At 62.9% G+C, this 16,806-nt stretch carries 14 protein-coding genes and 1 tRNA gene; 2 read left to right on the forward strand and 13 right to left on the reverse strand.

Annotated elements, in window-relative coordinates; translation table 11 throughout:
* The first annotated feature begins 131 nt into the window (after window positions 1-131).
* Window positions 132-899: a LuxR family transcriptional regulator gene (locus BMI87_RS08155; RefSeq protein ID WP_078520694.1), complete on the forward strand. Its 768-nt coding sequence runs from the start codon at window positions 132-134 to the stop codon at window positions 897-899.
* Between the two features lie 86 nt (window positions 900-985).
* Here the strand turns inward: BMI87_RS08155 and tsf are convergent, their stop codons facing one another.
* The 10 genes from tsf to BMI87_RS08205 all read right to left on the reverse strand — a co-directional run bounded on the left by tsf (window position 986) and on the right by BMI87_RS08205 (window position 12,263).
* Entirely contained in the window at window positions 986-1,867 is an 882-nt protein-coding gene (gene tsf, locus BMI87_RS08160; RefSeq protein WP_078520695.1) for a translation elongation factor Ts, read from the reverse strand.
* Between the two features lie 73 nt (window positions 1,868-1,940).
* Window positions 1,941-2,708: a 30S ribosomal protein S2 gene (rpsB, locus tag BMI87_RS08165; RefSeq protein ID WP_078520696.1), complete on the reverse strand. Its 768-nt coding sequence runs from the start codon at window positions 2,706-2,708 to the stop codon at window positions 1,941-1,943.
* Between the two features lie 336 nt (window positions 2,709-3,044).
* Complete coding sequence (hflX, locus tag BMI87_RS08170) at window positions 3,045-4,331, reverse strand: GTPase HflX (protein WP_078520697.1); 1,287 nt, start codon at window positions 4,329-4,331, stop codon at window positions 3,045-3,047.
* A gap of 33 nt (window positions 4,332-4,364) precedes the next feature.
* The gene (gene hfq / locus BMI87_RS08175; protein ID WP_078521029.1) at window positions 4,365-4,598 is read right to left on the reverse strand and encodes an RNA chaperone Hfq; all 234 of its coding nucleotides are present in this window, start codon (window positions 4,596-4,598) and stop codon (window positions 4,365-4,367) included.
* Between the two features lie 149 nt (window positions 4,599-4,747).
* On the reverse strand, window positions 4,748-6,271 hold the full coding sequence (locus BMI87_RS08180) for a TrkH family potassium uptake protein (protein WP_078520698.1): 1,524 nt from the start codon (window positions 6,269-6,271) through the stop codon (window positions 4,748-4,750).
* Window positions 6,272-6,284: 13 nt separating this feature from the next.
* Window positions 6,285-7,661: a Trk system potassium transporter TrkA gene (gene trkA, locus BMI87_RS08185; RefSeq protein WP_078520699.1), complete on the reverse strand. Its 1,377-nt coding sequence runs from the start codon at window positions 7,659-7,661 to the stop codon at window positions 6,285-6,287.
* Between the two features lie 218 nt (window positions 7,662-7,879).
* Window positions 7,880-8,956, reverse strand: coding sequence for an ABC transporter ATP-binding protein (locus tag BMI87_RS08190; protein ID WP_078521030.1), 1,077 nt, complete (start codon window positions 8,954-8,956; stop codon window positions 7,880-7,882).
* Between the two features lie 11 nt (window positions 8,957-8,967).
* Window positions 8,968-9,777 (reverse strand): ABC transporter permease, encoded by an 810-nt coding sequence (locus BMI87_RS08195; RefSeq protein ID WP_078520700.1) that lies wholly within the window; start codon window positions 9,775-9,777, stop codon window positions 8,968-8,970.
* Window positions 9,778-9,784: 7 nt separating this feature from the next.
* Window positions 9,785-10,681 carry an ABC transporter permease gene (locus BMI87_RS08200; RefSeq protein ID WP_078520701.1) on the reverse strand — a complete coding sequence of 299 codons (897 nt, stop codon included), beginning with the start codon at window positions 10,679-10,681 and terminating at the stop codon, window positions 9,785-9,787.
* 163 nt (window positions 10,682-10,844) lie between these two features.
* Window positions 10,845-12,263 carry a PLP-dependent aminotransferase family protein gene (locus BMI87_RS08205; RefSeq protein WP_078520702.1) on the reverse strand — a complete coding sequence of 473 codons (1,419 nt, stop codon included), beginning with the start codon at window positions 12,261-12,263 and terminating at the stop codon, window positions 10,845-10,847.
* A 30-nt stretch (window positions 12,264-12,293) separates the two neighbouring features.
* Here BMI87_RS08205 and BMI87_RS22030 point away from each other — a divergent pair, with 30 nt between their 5' ends.
* Window positions 12,294-12,539: a DUF1127 domain-containing protein gene (locus tag BMI87_RS22030; protein ID WP_246831909.1), complete on the forward strand. Its 246-nt coding sequence runs from the start codon at window positions 12,294-12,296 to the stop codon at window positions 12,537-12,539.
* 87 nt (window positions 12,540-12,626) lie between these two features.
* On the opposite strand, the gene BMI87_RS08215 is transcribed toward BMI87_RS22030, so the two are convergent.
* From BMI87_RS08215 to BMI87_RS08225, 3 genes are all read right to left on the reverse strand, one after another.
* Window positions 12,627-13,364, reverse strand: a complete 738-nt coding sequence (locus tag BMI87_RS08215; protein ID WP_078520704.1) for a Hint domain-containing protein — start codon at window positions 13,362-13,364, stop codon at window positions 12,627-12,629.
* A 210-nt stretch (window positions 13,365-13,574) separates the two neighbouring features.
* Window positions 13,575-15,851, reverse strand: a complete 2,277-nt coding sequence (locus BMI87_RS08220; protein WP_078520705.1) for a Hint domain-containing protein — start codon at window positions 15,849-15,851, stop codon at window positions 13,575-13,577.
* A gap of 869 nt (window positions 15,852-16,720) precedes the next feature.
* A tRNA-Leu gene (locus BMI87_RS08225) sits at window positions 16,721-16,804 on the reverse strand.
* Window positions 16,805-16,806: the final 2 nt, after the last annotated feature.

Raw genomic sequence — 16,806 nt, forward strand, 5'->3', positions numbered from 1 at the left:
TCGGCGCCCATGCGGGTTGCCATAACGCCCAGAAAATAGGACATTCGGATATATCTTCCGGAGCGGAGAAATCGCGCGCTGGAATAGTAGTAACGAGCTACGCGACCTACCTAATTGTGAGGTGAAACGCGATGTTATCCTTTTGCGAGGCAGTCTTACGCGCGAAATCGGTGCAGGAGATCTGGTCACGTCACTGCCAAGAAATGGAACGCTACGGGTTCCATCGTTTGATCTATGGCTTCACAAGTTTCCGAAAGGGCAACAATTTCGGCCACGAAGACGATTTGTTGATCCTATCGAACCACCCGAAGGAATATCTCGATATTTTTGTCGGGGAGGGAAAATACCGCAACGCCCCGATGGTTCAGTGGGCAGCGCAGAACGACGGCCCCTGCTCGTGGCGCGTGGTGGCAGACCGTGCGATGCGGGGCGAGCTCACTCCGGGCGAGATCGAAGTCATCGAAATCAACCACCGCTTCGGAATCCGTACGGGCTACTCGATCGGCTTTTCCGATCCGCTCTCCTATGCGCGCGGTGCGATTGGCCTCGTCGGTCGGCCGGGGTTGAGCCAGGACGAGATCGACCGGATCTGGCGCGAGAACGAGCGCGAGTTGATGGTGATGAATAGCCTCGTGCATCTGCGCATCTCCACCATGCCCTATTCCACCGGCCGCCGCCCGCTGACGGATCGGCAGCGCGAAGTGCTCGAATGGGTCGCCGAGGGCAAGACGACCGCCGATATCGCGATCATCATGGGGCTGACGCCATCCACGGTGGAGAAACACCTGAGGCTTGCGCGCGAAGCGCTCGATGTCGACACCACCGCGCAGGCGGTGATGAAAGCCTCGGTGCAAAAGCAGATCTTCCTCAATGCCTCGCATGCGGCGGCGGCGCGTTAAGTTCGCCGCGCAACACTCTGCTATAATACGAAAAACGCCGCCCCGATCAGGGCGGCGTTTTCCGATTTCAAAGAAGAGGCGCGGGCTTAGTTGCCAGCTGCGGTCTTCGCCACTTCGGCAGCGAAATCTTCTTCTTTCTTCTCGATGCCTTCGCCGACTTCCATCCGGACGAAACCGGTGATTTCGACGCCAGCTTCTTTCGCAGCCTGACCGACCGTGAGGTCGGGGTTGACGACGAATTGCTGGTTCAGCAGCGTAACTTCCGCGGTGAATTTCTTCATGCGGCCTTCGATCATCTTCTCGATCACCTGCTCGGGCTTGCCCGATTCACGTGCGATGTCGATCTGAACCTGCTTTTCCTTCTCGAGGACCGCGGGGTCGAGATCGGCTTCGGACAGCGCGGCCGGGTTGGTCGCGGCGATATGCATCGCGATCTGCTTGCCGATGCCGTTGTCGGCGCCGTTCAGCGCGACGAGCACACCGATCTTGCCCATGCCGTCGGCGGCAGCGTTGTGCACGTAATGCACCAGCGTGTCGCCTTCGAGGATGTGCATGCGGCGCAGGTTCATGTTCTCGCCGATACGCGCGATGGCGTCGGTGATCACGTCTTCGACCTTCTTGCCGTTGAGATGCGCAGCCTTGACGACCTCGACATCTTCACCGGTTTCCAGCGCGACTTCCGCGATGTCGGAGACGAGCTTCTGGAAATCAGCGTTCTTCGCGACGAAGTCGGTTTCCGAGTTCATCTCGATCGCGACGCCCTTGCCGTTGTTCACGGCGACAGCGACGAGACCTTCAGCCGCAACGCGGCCGGATTTCTTCGCGGCTTTCGCGAGGCCCTTGGTGCGCAGCCAGTCAACGGCGGCGTCCATGTCGCCATCGGTCTCGGTCAGCGCTTTTTTCGCGTCCATCATGCCTGCGCCGGTAGCTTCGCGCAGTTCCTTCACCTGAGCGGCGGTAATCGCCATGGTCGGATCTCCTTCAAGAACTCTGCGAGGGCGGGATACCCCGCCCTCATGTCATCTGGGTGACGGCCGTGGCTTACTGAGCCTCAGCCTCGGTCAGCGCCTCTTCGACCGGGGTCTCGGTCAGGGCACCGACGTCCACGCCTGCGGCGCCCATCTGGGCCGACATGCCGTCGAGAGCCGCGCGCGAAGCGAGGTCGCAATAGAGCGCAATGGCGCGCGCTGCGTCATCGTTGCCCGGGATCACGTAATCCACGCCGTTCGGCGGGCAGTTGGTGTCGACCACGGCCACGACCGGGATGCCGAGCTTCTTGGCTTCCGCGATGGCGAGGTCTTCCTTGTTCACGTCGATCACGAACAGCAGGTCCGGCAGACCGCCCATTTCGCGGATACCACCGAGCGACGCCTGAAGCTTCGCCTGGTCACGCTCCATGCCGAGACGCTCTTTCTTGGTCAGGCCTTCAGCGCCCTGCTCAAGCTTCTCGTCGATCTCGTTGAGACGCTTGATCGACTGGGAGACGGTCTTCCAGTTGGTCAGCGTACCGCCGAGCCAGCGGTGGTTCATGTAATACTGTGCGCATTTCTCAGCGGCTTCAGCGATCGGGCGAGCTGCCTGACGCTTGGTGCCGACGAAGAGAACGCGGCCGTTTTTCGCGACGGTGTCGCGGATGACCTGCAGAGCCTGGTCGAGCATCGGAACGGTCTGGGTCAGATCGATGATGTGGATGCCGTTACGCTCGCCATAGATGTACTGACCCATACGGGGGTTCCAACGCTGCGTCTGGTGGCCAAAGTGAACGCCAGCTTCCAAGAGCTGACGCAGGGAGAATTCAGGAAGCGCCATGTCCAATTCCTTTTCCGGTTTGCGCCTGAGCGGAGGGTCTCAGGGCAGATGCCCCAACCGGTGGACCTTTGAGGATGTCTCCCCCATCGGCCCGCCTCCGCCTGTGAAGTGCGCGCGATATAGACCCATCGCGCGGGCTTGGCAACCCCTACCAGTCACGGGCGTCCCCGGGAAAACCAAGGCGCGCGCCTGCTTCGGCTTGGCAAAAATATCCCGGGGGTGAGGCGGGTTCAGCGGCCTTCCGATGGAAGGACGCCCGCCGAACGCCCGAAGCGTAAGCGGAGGGCCGGCGAAGTCAGCGAAGAGGGGCAGCGCCCCTGCCCCGGTCGACCCAGCCTAAAGCGCCCGGAACCGATTGCGCTGGCTGCCGGTCCATTCGACCTCGAAGGTCCAGCCCTCTTCGGTCTGGGTCTCGCCGCGGATCACGTTCTGTTCGTGCAGCCAGGCGCGCTTGCGCCCATCCGCAAAGCGGAGCGTGATTTCCTCGTGGTAGCGTTCTTCGGAGAGCTTCTCGTCGATCGCCGTCAGAAGCGCGTCGAGCCCGTCGCCGGTCAGCGCGGAGATCGCCTGCAGATCGGGCTCGCGCGCCTCCTGCACCGTCAGCGCGCGGCGCTGATCGGGCGGGACCGCATCCATCTTGTTCCAGACCTCGATCAGCGGCACTTCCTTGGCAACGCCCAGCTTGGCGAGAATGTCGTTCACATCCTCCGCCTGCTCTTCGGTCTCGGGATGCGAGATGTCACGCACATGCAAGATCAGATCGGCTTCGAGCACCTCTTCCAGCGTCGCGCGGAAAGCCGCGACAAGCTGGGTCGGCAGGTCCGAGATGAACCCCACCGTGTCGGACAGGATCACCTTGCGCCCGGTCGGCAGTTCCAGCCCGCGCATCGTCGGGTCGAGCGTGGCGAAGAGCATATCCTTCGCCAGCACTTCCGCCCCGGTCACGCGGTTGAACAGCGTGGACTTCCCGGCATTGGTATAGCCCACCAGCGCCACGATCGGGAACGGCACCTTGCGGCGCGCGGCCCGGTGCAGCTCACGGGTCTTCACGACCTTCGCAAGCTGGCGGCGCAGGCGCACGATCTGCTCGTCGATGGCGCGACGGTCGGCCTCGATCTGGGTCTCGCCGGGGCCGCCGACGAAACCGAGCCCGCCGCGCTGACGCTCGAGGTGGGTCCAGGCGCGCACCAGCCGCGTGCGCTGATAGCTGAGCGCTGCCAGTTCCACCTGCAACACACCTTCACGGGTGCGCGCACGGTCGGCGAAGATCTCGAGGATCAACCCGGTCCGGTCGAGGAGCTTCACCCCCCATTCCTTCTCGAGGTTACGCTGCTGCACGGGCGTCACCGGCCCGTCGATGAAGACGAGATCGATCTCGTTCGCTTCCAGCCGCGCCTTGATCTCGGCGAGCTTGCCCTGACCGAACAGCTTGCCCGGCTCGGGCTTGCGCAGCTTGACGATCTCCTCGCCGATGACCTGCAGATGCGGCAGGGCCGCGGCCAGCGAGACCGCTTCGGACAGCGCGAATTGGGGCAAGTGGCGTTGGCCCTCTCGCGACGGAATGTCGGGATGGATCACGTAGGCCCGCGTGTCGGGCGTCTCGGTAGAGGTCGTTTCGCTCAAGATATGTATCGCTAAAGCCGCGTGCCGCGACGCTTAGTCGTCGCCTTCGTAAAGCGAAATAGGCTGTCCCGGCATGATCGTCGAGATCGCATGCTTGTAGACAAGCTGAGATTGCCCATCGCGGCGCAGAAGCACGCAGAAGTTGTCAAACCAGGTGATGACGCCTTGCAGCTTCACCCCGTTGATCAGGAATATCGTGACCGGAACCTTCGTTTTGCGAACGTGATTGAGGAATGCGTCCTGCAGGTTCTGTCTATCGCCAGCCATATTGTTCTTGCCCTTGTTCGTGTCTCGCGTCCGGGCGCCTGCGTCAAAGACACCCATTTGATTCAAGTATGCAGTGCAGAGCGGGAGATTCCAGCCCAAAAAACAGTTTGTTAGGCCCTGAGCCAGAATTTGCGTATCAAATCCGGGATTCAGGAGCGCCAGAACTCGGGGTTGAAGAGCGCGATGATGGCCAGCGTCTCGAGCCGCCCAAGCACCATGGCGAAGGCGAATATAGCCTTGATGGGCTCGCTCAGATGGGCCCAGCTCAGCGGCACATCTGCCGCGATCCCCGCCAGCGGACCGGTATTCGACAGCGCCGCGATCGTCAGAATCGTCGCCGGTTCGAAAGACAGGCCGAACAGCGAAACCGCCATCATCACCCCGCCGATCGAGATCGCGAACAGCATGAACACGATCCAGCTGATATAGGCGCCCTCCCGGCGCAACCGGCGCGCCATCATGCCGCCGCCCGCGATGGAGTTCGGGTAGATCAGCTTGTCGAGTTCGCGCTCGCCGTGGCGCAGCAGGGCATAAACCCGCAGCAGCCGCACCCCGCCCGCCGTCGTCGCGACCCCGCCGCCGATGATCGCAAGCCCCGCGAGGATCAGGCCCGGCGTGCCCAGTCCCGACCAGTCGCGCGCGTCATGCCACGCCGACGATTCGAAGCCGGTCGTGGTCAGGAAGGACAGCGAGGTGAAGAGCGAGCCCCAGATCGATTTGAAGATCGCGCCGAAATCGCCCGGCGTGCGCACTTCCAGCGCCGCGATCCAGTGGCGGATGAAGAGAAACAGCGGCACGAGGATCACCAGCGCCGCGGCCAGACGCAGCTCGGGATCGTCGATCAGTTTCGGCGAGGCGCGCAGCTCGCCCCCGCCCGGCCAGAGCCTGCGCGACAGCGCGGGCAGGAAGAACACGAAGATCACCATCTCGCCTGCCATCCCCGAACGCGCATTGGCCATCCCGCCCACCGGCGAAATCCCCGAGGTCGACAGCGTGGACATCGCATGGATCAGCGCCGTCAGCGACCGGTCCCCCGCCATCAGCAGACAGACCCACAACAGGACCGTCAGCCCGGTATAGATCGGCGCGAGCGAAACCGCGTAATGGGCAATGCGCTCTGACATCTCCGCCCCGCCATCGGCTGCCGGGGCCGCGGCGGCCGGCGCGCCCGAGGGACCGCCCGAGAAGAACACCTCGAACCCACCCAGCCGCATCGGCGCGAGCACCGCGATCGCCATCACGAGGATGAAGAAGCCGCCCATCCACGCGACGAGCCCGCGCCACAGATGGACCGACCCGACCAGCCGGGTGGGCTCGTAGAGCGTGCCGCCGGTGGTCGTGAAGGCCGAAACCATCTCCCACCAGCTGTTGAAGAACGAGGTGTCGCGCACCGCGACATAGAACGGCACCGCCAGCATCAGCGGCAGCACGGTGAAGGCGGCGAGCATGATCAGAAGGCTCGCCCGCCCTGCCCGCGCAGGTCGCGGGTTCGACCCGTTCGCCAAGCCGATCAGCGCCGTCGCAAATAGAAACAGCGTGGCCGAATAGAAGAAGGACCGCGCCGTATGGTGATGGTGGGTCAAAAGCGCATGGATCGCGGGCACATACATCGCCAGCGCCGAAACTCCCATCAGGAGGATCGGCAACGGCAAGGCCTTGATCATGCGTTCCATCGGGGACCGGCCCTTAGAAGAAGTCGATGGAGACCTGCAACAGGCGCTCCACTTCGGGCACGTCGGAGGTCAGCGCGAACAGGACCACGATATCGCCTTCTTCGATGCGGGTATTGCCGGTGGGTTTGACGATCTTGTCGCCCTTGCGGATCGCGCCGATCAGCACGCCTTCGGGGAAATCGACATCGCGCACCGCCTTGCCCGACATCGGCGACGTGCCCATCACCTGCGCCTCGATCGCCTCGCCCTCGGCATCCCCGATCGAGTAGATCGCGCGCACCCGACCATGCCGGATATGGCGCAGGATCGACGACACGGTCGTCGCGCGCGGGTTGATATAGGCGTCGATATCGAGCGCCGACAGCAAAGGCGCGAGCGTCGGGTCGTTGATCAGACAGATCGCCATCCGGCAGCCCGCCTGCTTGGCGCGCACCGAGACAAGGATGTTGGTCTTGTCGTCATCGGTGATTGCCAGAACCGCATCGGCGGTGGCGATATTCGCCTCCTCCAGCAGTTCCGAGCTCATCCCGTCGCCATTGAGCACGATCGTCCGGTCCAGCGCATCGGCGGCCTTCTCGGCCTGCGCGCGCGAGCGTTCGATGATCTTGGCGCGCACCCGCTCGGTCCGCGCTTCGAGCGCCTTGGCCACGCTGAGACCCACATTCCCGCCACCGATGATGACGATGCGTTCCTGCTTCTGGGTGGATTTGCCGAAGATATCGAGCGTCCGGTTCACGTCCTCGACATGGGCGAAGACATAGATCTGATCGCCCGCGAACAGCTGATCGCCCGGCTCGGGCGCGAACAGCCGCCCCTCGCGGCGAATGCCCACCACGACCGCGCGCAGCGTCGAGAACAGATCGGTGAGCTGGCGCAGCGGCGTGTCGAGCACCGGGCAATCGGCGTCCAGCTCGATCCCCAGCAGCTGCAACTGCTCGTCGAGGAAGCTTTCCGTGTCGAAGGTCGAGGGCGCCGCCAAGCGGCGCAGCGCGGCCTCGGCCACCTCGCGCTCCGGCGAGATGATCACGTCGATCGGCAGGTGATCGCGGCGATAAAGATCGGAATATTGCGGCTGCAGATAGCTCTGCGCCCGGATGCGGGCGATCTTGCGCGTGATCCCGAAGACCGACATCGCGACCTGACAGGTCACCATATTGACCTCGTCGGAATGGGTCGCGGCGATCATCAGATCGCAGTCGCGCGCCCCGGCCTGCTCGAGAATATCGGGATGCGAGGCGAACCCCACCACGCCCTGGACGTCGAGCGTGTCGGCCGCGCGCCGCACCAGTTCGGGATTGGAATCGACCACCGTGACGTCGTTGCGTTCGCCCGCCAGATGGCGCGCGATCTGCCAACCGACCTGACCCGCACCGCAGATGATGACCTTCATGGCAAATGCCTCCGCGCCTCACTTGGCCCCTATCTAGGCCGCGTTGCCGGGGGTGGTCAAATGGCAAACGTGCAAGGCGCACGTCGCGCCCAGAAACCTAAGCCCCTTCTCCTTGATGAAAATATCCCGGTGGGCTCCCGAAGGGAGCGGGGGCAGCGCCCCCTCTTTGTTGATCGACTGTCGCCCTCCGGCAACGGGGGCAGCGCCCCCTGCCCGCTTCACCGGAACAGAACCAGCGCCCCGGGCGACCATGCGACGCGGGTGCGTGTGCCGACCTCCAGCACGGGCCTTCCGAAGACGTTGCGCATCGAAATGCGGACCGGCTTTTCGGTCCCGTCGAGGCGCACGTCGTAATAGGTCATGTCGCCGTAATAGACGACTTCGTCGATCGTGCCGGGTGCTTCGCGATCCGAGGCCTGTTGACCTTCGTAAAGGAGAGTTAAGGTTTCCGGCCGGAAGCCCACCGCCGCCCCATCGCCAGCAGGCGCGCTCGAAATCTGGCTCGGCGCGACTTCGAGCCGACCGAGTCCTGCGACCTCGGCCGTCACCGCGTCGCCCGGTCCGTCCGTCACCGAGGCGGGCAGGAAGTTCATCACCCCGATGAAATCGGCCACGCGGCGCGAATTGGGGCGGCCATAGAGCACTTCGGGATCGGCGAGCTGGGCGATCTCGCCCTCGAACATCACCGCGATCCGGTCCGACATGACCAGCGCCTCTTCCTGATCGTGGGTGACCAACACGAAGGTGATCCCGACCTCGCGCTGCAGCTTGATCAACTCGACCTGCATCTGCTCGCGGATCTTGCGGTCGAGCGCGGAGAGCGGCTCGTCGAGCAGCAAAACCTTGGGTTTCAGGATCAGCGCACGGGCCAGCGCCACACGCTGCCGCTGCCCGCCCGAGAGCGCATGGGCCGCGCGGGTGCCGTAGCCCGAAAGCCCCACCATCTCGAGCGATTCCTCGACCAGCTTGGCCTTCTCCGATTTCGAGCGCGGATCGCGGCGCAGGCCGAAACCCACATTCTCGGCCACGCTCAGATGCGGGAAGATCGCGTAGGACTGGAACACCATATTGGTGGGCCGCTTGTTCGGCGGCACGCCCACCATCGTCTTGCCGTCGATCAGCACCGCGCCTGAGGAAATCTCCTCGAACCCCGCGATGGTGCGCAGAAGCGTAGTCTTGCCACAGCCCGACGGACCGAGTAGCGAGAAGAACTCGCCCGCGCGTATCTCGGCGGTGATGCCGCGCAGCGCGTGATAATCGCCGTAATATTTATGAACGTCCTGAAAGGCGATCATCGGTTTATCGGTCACAGGAAACCTCCGGTATCCTTGGCGCCGGTCCGTTTGATCCCGCGCCGGCGGAAGAATTCGGCCACGCTCAGAAGCAGGATCGAGGCCGCGACGAGGCAGGTGCCAAGCGCCATGATGACCGGGATCGCCGACGGGAAACGCAGCTGGGAAAAGATATAGGTGGGCAGCGTGGGCTGGTTGCCCGCGAGGAAGAAGGCCACGATGAACTCGTCGAGCGAGATCGTGAAGGAAATCAGGAAGGCCGAGATGATACCGGGCATCACCAGCGGCAGAACGATCAGCCGAAAGGTCGACATGCGGGTTTCACCCAGATCGACCGCCGCCTCTTCCAGCGACTGATCCAGCGTCGCAAAGGCCGTTTGCAGCACCGCGATCGCATAGGGCAGCGAAATGATCACATGGCCCAAAATCACCGTCGCGATCGACAGGTTCACTTTCAGCACTTCGAGCATCACCAGAAGCAGCGACATCCCCATCAGGATATCGGGCAGCACCATCGGCAGCAGGATCAACCCCATGATCCCGCCCTTGCCCTTGAAGCGGTAGCGCGTCGAGGCGCGGGCGGCGAAAATCGCAAGGATCGTGGCGCCGGCGGACGAAGTCAGTGCGATGATCAGCGAATTCGACAGCGCGTGGCGTAGAGTGTCATTCTCGGCCATCTTCGCGAACCAGTCGGTCGTGAAGCCCTTCAGCGGAAAGGCGATGATCGTGCCGTCGTTGAAGGCGAAGAGCGGCAGCAGGAAGATCGGCGCGTAGAGGAAGATCAGATAAGCGATCGCGTAGATCTTGAGGGACGGGATTTTCATGCGCGGCTCACTTTCCGACCTTCAGGAAACGGCGATTGAGCCACAGGAACACCAGCGACAGCGCAGCGACCACCAGAAGCGAGCTGACCGCGATGGCCGAGCCCATCGGACGGTTGTCCAGAGGCAGCATCTGCGCCTGAATGAGGTTCGCCACCATCGGCATCTTGCCGCCTCCGATCAGCTCGGGCGTGACGTAATCGCCCACCGTCGGGATGAAGACGATCAAGGTCGCCGCCACCACGCCCGGCATCGCCAAGGGCAGCGTCACACGCAGGAAGGTGCGCCAGCGGCTCTCGCCCAAGTCTTGGCCGGCCTCCAGCAGCGAGCGGTCGATCTTCTCGAGACTCACGAAGATCGGCAGGATCGCGAATGGCGCATAGGCATGGGCCAGCGTCAGCGCGATCGCCCCCACGGAGTTCAGCATCTGCAGCGGGTCCGCGATCAGCCCGTTCGGCCCGATGATCCCGATACTTTCCAGCGCCGAGTTGATCACGCCGTTATAGCCAAGGATCACCTTCCACAGGAACACGCGGATCAGATAGGAGGTCCAGAAGGGAATCGTGATCAGGAAGATCCACCGCGCCTTCTGGTTCGGTGCCAGACCGAAGCTCAGATAATAGGCAATCGGGAAGGCCAGCGCGACCGTGATCAGCGTCACCAGCCCCGCTACGAAAAGCGAGCGGACCAGAATCACGCGAAAGATCGGATCGGTCCATGTGGCGATGTAATTCTGCAGGGTGAACTCGTGCACCACCGTCAGATAGCCGTCCTGGAAGAAGGAATAGGCAAGGATCGTGACCAGCGGCGCGGCCAGCAAAAGAACGGCATATAGGAAGGGCGGCGAGATCAACGCATAGCCCTGCGCGGACTCGCTGCGCAGCCAGCTCTCCCCTTTACCCGCCATCCATCTCTCCCGATTTGCACCCGTCTCGGGCGTCGTTGGATGTCACGAAAGCACAAGGGCGCGGGCGTGAAAAGAGGGCAAGCGCCCCTACTCGCGTAAGGGCAAGGCAGGTGCCGTAAATTTGTGCAGCGCGCTGCGGCGGCGCTGCGTGAGGCTTCGGCCCTCAGACCGGCAGATCGTCGGGCATCCGCTCCAGCAGCCCCGTCAGCGTGCGCAAAGCCGTGCGGAAACGCTCCTCCGGCACCGAGCCCGCCATCGCGATGCGCACCGCGTTGGGGGCCTGCCCGTCCTGCACCACATATTCGTCGGCCGAGCGCAGCAACACGCCTTCCATCTCGGCCATGCGCGCGAAGGTCGATCCGCGCCAGCCCATCGGCAGTTTCAGCCAGAGGAAGCTCAGCCCCGGCAGCCAGTTGAAGTCCTGACCCGCCAGCGATTGCACCGTCATCTGCAGCCGCCGCCCCATCTCCTCCTGCGCGGCGTAACGCAGGCGCATCGCCTCGCCGCTCTCGAACAGTAGCGCAACCATGTCGGTGATCGGACGCGCGAGGCCGAAGAAACTGTGCTGAGCGGCCAGCCGCCCCACCTCGCCCATGCCCTCGGGGGCTGCGACAATGCCGAAACGCATGCCCGCCGAGATCGTCTTCGACAGCGAGGTGACATGCCAGCTGCGCTCCGGCGCGATGACGCGGAAGCTCGGCAAGCCCGTGACCGGCGCGGTGTAGCAATCGTCCTCGATGATCTGCAGATCGTGGCGGCGCGCGACCTCGGCCAGCGCTTCACGGCGCGCGGCATCCATCCGCCCCGCCGTCGGGTTCTGCGCATCGGGCGTGATGCAGACGATCTGGCCGCCATGTTTGCGGCACGCCGCGTCGAGTGCATCGGGGATCATACCCTGCGCGTCGATCGCGACCGGATGGACCTCGGCGCGGTTCAGCCGCGCCGCGTGCCGGAAACCGGGATAGGCCAGCTCCTCGATATAGACGCCGGGCCGGTCGCCGCGCAGGCAGGTCTGCATCACGAGGTTGATCCCGTTCTGCCCGCCATGGGTCAGCACGAGATCGTCGGAATTGAGCTCCGACGCGAGCGAGCAATCCTTCGGGAACCAGTCCATCACCGCCTCGCGGCAATAAGCGTCGCGGCGCAGGCCCGGATATTGCAGATAGGTCTTGCCGATGTCGCGCGCGGCTTCGGTCATCGCCCATTGTAACGCTTTTGTCTGGCCGACATCGGGCAATTGTGGCGATCTGAGATTGACCAGATCGTCCGGGGTGGCGTCGATATCCTCTCCGGTATGGCGATAAAGCGGCTCTCGAGGACCGAGTCGCTGGGTTTGTGTCGATACAAAGGTGCCGCGCCCCACCTTGGCCTCCAGCAACCCTTCCTGCGTGGCGATCTGATACCCCCGCGCGACGGTGCCGGGCGTGACCCCCAAAGACCACGCCAAGTCCCTGACAGTAGGCAGTTTAGTTCCCGGCTTGAGATCACCGCGGCGGATGCCTTCGCGCAGCGCGCGGACCAGCGCGAGATATTTCGGGCCGGAGATATGGGCGAGTTCGGGAGACCAGCTTGTATCAGTCACAATATTTCTCTGGTTGCCAAAAAGGAGTCATTGTATCCCTTCTATAGCAACAAAGATCACATTGTATCAATACAGAAAGGCATCGCAATGTTTACCCTGTCGCGGACCCGTCCCGTTCCCGCCCGTCATGGCCGTCTGAGCCTGATCGCGCGCGTTGCGCGCGTCCTCGAAGCGCGCCGTTCGCGGATGGCGCTGGGGAAACTCGATGACCATTTGCTCGAAGATATCGGAATCAGTCGGGAGATTGCCCGGCAAGAAGGGCGCCGCTTCCTGTGACGCGAACGATCCGGGCAATTCCCCTGACCGGAATCGTATTTTAGCCGGGCCTCGCGCCCGGCTCTTTTTTTGCCGTTTAGTGGAAGCTCACTCGCTGGACTGCATCTCGGCGGGTGCGGCCCCCGCATCGCGCCGCGAAAGATCGGGACGTAGCGACAGCAACTCCGCCCGCTGCGCCGCATCGAAACCTGCCAGCATGGCGGTCTCGGGCCGGAAACTCTCGACCCACAAACCTTCGCAAAGCAGCATCTCCGGCGCGTCGAGCAGCAGCTGGAGATAGCGCACGCCGCCCTCCGCGTGATCGACCTCCACCCCGTCCAACCCGACAAGCTCCTGTGCCATAACGACATTTCCGCGCAACGGCGCAAGCAACCGGTGATTGGGCGAGACGCGCAGATCCTGCGCGGGATGCCCTTCGCCAAGCGCGCCCGCGCGGATGCACACCGGGCGCAACAGCGGATTGAGCGCGAGATCGGCTTCGGTGAAGACCCGCGATCCGATCCAGCGCAGCACCTGAACGCCGGAATCCCGGGTCACGAGCCGGGTGCCGGGCCGCAGATCGCCCGCCGCGACGCCACCGGCCTCGGTCGCCACGCGCGTCTCGGGTGTCACGCAGGGAATGGCCGCGCGAAACGCCGCGATGGAGCCGGAAAACACCGTCTCTCCCGCCGCGTCATAGCCGCTGATATGGCCATCGGTCTCGTCATGGCTGTCGAATTCCAGACGCAACGCCTCGGTGCGCGCCATCGCGGTGCAGCGCAGCCCCTGGGCTGGCGATTGCGCCAAAATCTCCGCGATATCCGTTGCGCGCATGCTCCGCGTCATCCGATCCTCCTGCCTCCCAACAGTCGAGATCCAGAATGCCACGATAGCGACAAAACTCTAAGGCGAAAACGTGTTTTACCACTTCTACGTGTGGAGTAGCGGAAACGAAGCGTTCGAGCTGTGGAAACAACACAAAAAGCGCCGCGCCCGGGGAAAGCCCGGACGCGGTCGCTATTTTCGCTTGGGCACGGCCCCGATAGGGCGCGCGACTTAACTCATCAGGAGCACGTTCGCTTCGTGCTTCTTCAGCGTCTTGCGCGCCGCATGATAGGCATCGCGGCCCTTTGCGGTCTGCAGGTCGGGGAAGATCTCGAAGATTTCCTGACGCTGCGAGTTGCCCATGCCGCCCAGTGTCTGATCACCGGGCTGGAAGCTTTCGGTCCAGGAACCGTTGGCGAGCAGCACTTCGTGGCGGTCGAACATGAAGTGCAGGTAGCTGGTGCCCAGCGTCTCCACCGTGTCGACGCCCTGATTGGCGACGAGATGCTTGGCCGCGACGAGAACCTCATGCTCTTCGAAATAGAGCGCGGTCTTGTCGTTTGCGACGAGCATCCGGTGGTTCGGCGAGACCATCATGTCGCGCTCGGGCAGATCGTTGCCCAGCGAGCCTTTGCGGATCAGCACCGGCTTGAGATGCGGCGCGTGCATCAGACGCTCGCGGCTCATCTCGGCGCGGCCCGCCCAGCGAACCACCTGAATGCCGTTATCGCGGGTCAGGACCTTGTCGCCTTCGCGCAGCGTCTCGGCCGGAACTTCGCCACGCGGCGTCGCGATCAGCGTGCCCGGCGTGAAGCAGGGAATGACATCCTCCATGTTGGAGAATTCGAGCGTGCCGGTGACATTGCCGCTGCCATCGAGGAAATCGACCGTCCCGGCATAGGTGCTGACACCCGAGACCGGATCGTAATCGGTGACCGTCGAATGGACGCGCAGCGGGCCTGCACCCTGCAGGTCGAGCGTGTCGTAATCGTCGCCGCCCTCGCCGCCGTCCAGCGTGTCGCCGATCCCGTCGGTCGACGAGCCGACGATGAACAGGTCGCGATCGTCGCCGCCATAGACGGTGTCGGCATCCGCGCCACCATCGAGCGTATCGTTGCCCTCGCCACCGTCGAGGCTGTCGGACCCCGCGCCGCCTTCCAGCGTATCCTCGCCCTGCTGACCGTAGAGCACGTCATCGCCCAGACCGCCCATGATGCTGTCATCGCCGGGCTCGCCCGGATCGTCTTCCACCGGGCAGGTGTCATAGGTCATGTCGGTGATCGAGATCGCCTGATCCGTATCGCCACCGTTCGAGTAGGCGATGGTCAGCTTCGCGGTCGGATCGTTGATCGTGACCTTGACCGAACCGATCTTGTCGTCCTGATTCAGATAGCCGGTATCCTGATCGCCACCGGTGATCGTATAGGTTCCGTCGCCATTGTCGGTGACGGTCTGGTTGCCCTCGGGGTCGATCGTGATGTCGACCGGGTTACCATCGGCATCGACCGCGGAAAGCGTCACGATATCAACGTGATCGTCATAGCTGTCGGAGCGGTCGAGATCGTTGATCCGGAAGCTGAGCCCCTGAACTTCGCCGGTGTAATCGCTGTTGTCCGAGGAGAAGGTCAGAACGGTCGTCGAGGTCGGCGAGACGCCATCACCGCAATCGCCGCCCGCACCATAGAGTTGCAGCGCCGAACAGCTGTCGAAGTTCTCACCCGCTTCGGTATATTGTGCGGCGGTGGTCAGCGTCGCCTTCGCCCCGTAATCCTGCGACTGGAAGTCGAAATGGACCTTGGTCTCGCCCAGATCGACGGTCTGGTCCTTCACCTCGCCGCAATCGGTCTGGAAATGACTCCAGTCCACAGTCTCCGAGACCGGATCGCAGGCCGGACCACCCGCGGGATCGTTGTCGCCATAGATCGTGTCGTTGCCGTCATCGCCTTCGAGCGTGTCGTTGCCGCCCTCGCCAAAGATCAGGTCATTGCCATTGCCGCCCTCGACGGAGTCGTCGCCCTGACCGGCATAGACCGTGTCATTGCCGTCGCCCGCGATGATGTAGTCGTCGTTCGGCGCCGCCCCCGGCAGGATCGCGTCGTTATTGTCGACCATGTCGCCTTCGGGATCGCCGGTATATTCGTCGTCGATCAGATCGCCGCCGGAGGTGCCTTCGACGATGCCGTCGGGCGCGCTCACGTCGATCGTGACGGTCGCGGTGTCGTAGCCGCCCTGCCCGTCATAGATCTGGTAGGTGAAGCTGTCGGTGCCGGAATAGTTGGGATCGGGCGTGTAGGTGATCGTGCCATCGGCATTCACCGTGACCGAGCCATGCGCCGGATCGCTCGCCCAGGTCACCTTGAGCGGATCGCTGTCGGGATCGCTGTCATTCGAGAGCACGGCGATCGTCTGCGCGGTGTTGTACTTCACGTTCGCGCTGTCGTTGACAGCGTTCGGATCGGAGTTCTTGTCGCAATCATCGTCGTCGTGATGATAGTAATAATAAGTCATCCCCAACTCTCCTTTACCGTCCGCTTGGCTCCGTGGCCCCGCGCCGTGTCTTCCCTTTGGCGCAAAGCGGCAGCGCCATGACGTGGCCGGACCCGAAGTCCGAACGTGAATGTCGAGAAGAATTGGCCAGCGTCAGCGCGCGCGGGCGCTGCCAGCAAAGTCGCCGCAGATCGCTCCGCGTCTCCTTTGCCCTAAAGGTCGAGGCCGTTATGGATCGGTCCCCTTGGCAGCGCCGGGCGAGCTCTCTTTCGACAACTCTTCTCTTCGGCCACCCCCATGGCCAAAAGCCCCCCAGCAGGGCTTGGCCTCAATTTGCCCTTCTGATCGCCACAAAGAAAAGGGGAATTTGCCGCTTTCTTGCCTCATTTCGGGGGATTGCTTGAAAAACGAGCACCAATAATCCGAATCGCGAAGTACCTGTTTTCAAACGACGTTTCTATTTTGCAAAAGATCGACCTATCTTTTTGTCGGAAAACTTGCCAAAGTTTTGCCGCATTTAAACTAAGGGTTGTGTGGCGATTGTATGGCCTGTCTTAAAAGGCGAAAAACTGTCTTCAATTTAGCGACAATACCTTGATCGATTTGTTTCCCGGAGCGGCCTAAATCGCGACCATATTTCTGCCGCGAATATGTCCCAATTGTCCTCATTTGCGCGGCAATCCGGCATCCGATGCCCGTTTGTTCTGAGAACGAAACGAGATTTCTCCGAATCATCTTTTGATAACCACGTTTCACGATGCCGGGTTCTGCCCCAATTTCGCCCGATTTGGACAGAGCCCCCCGGGCACGGAAAACACCCGCGCAGGACATGCGCAAAACGCGCCGGTCGGATCACCGTCGGCGCATGGATCTGTCATTTTCGGAAGGTCTGGTGCCCGAGGTCGGATTCGAACCGACACGCATTGCTGCGGCGGATTTTGAATCCGCTGCGTCTACCATTCCGCCACTCGGGCCC

Source organism: Thioclava sp. F28-4, from assembly GCF_002020045.1.
Classification (GTDB): Bacteria; Pseudomonadota; Alphaproteobacteria; order Rhodobacterales; family Rhodobacteraceae; genus Thioclava; species Thioclava sediminum.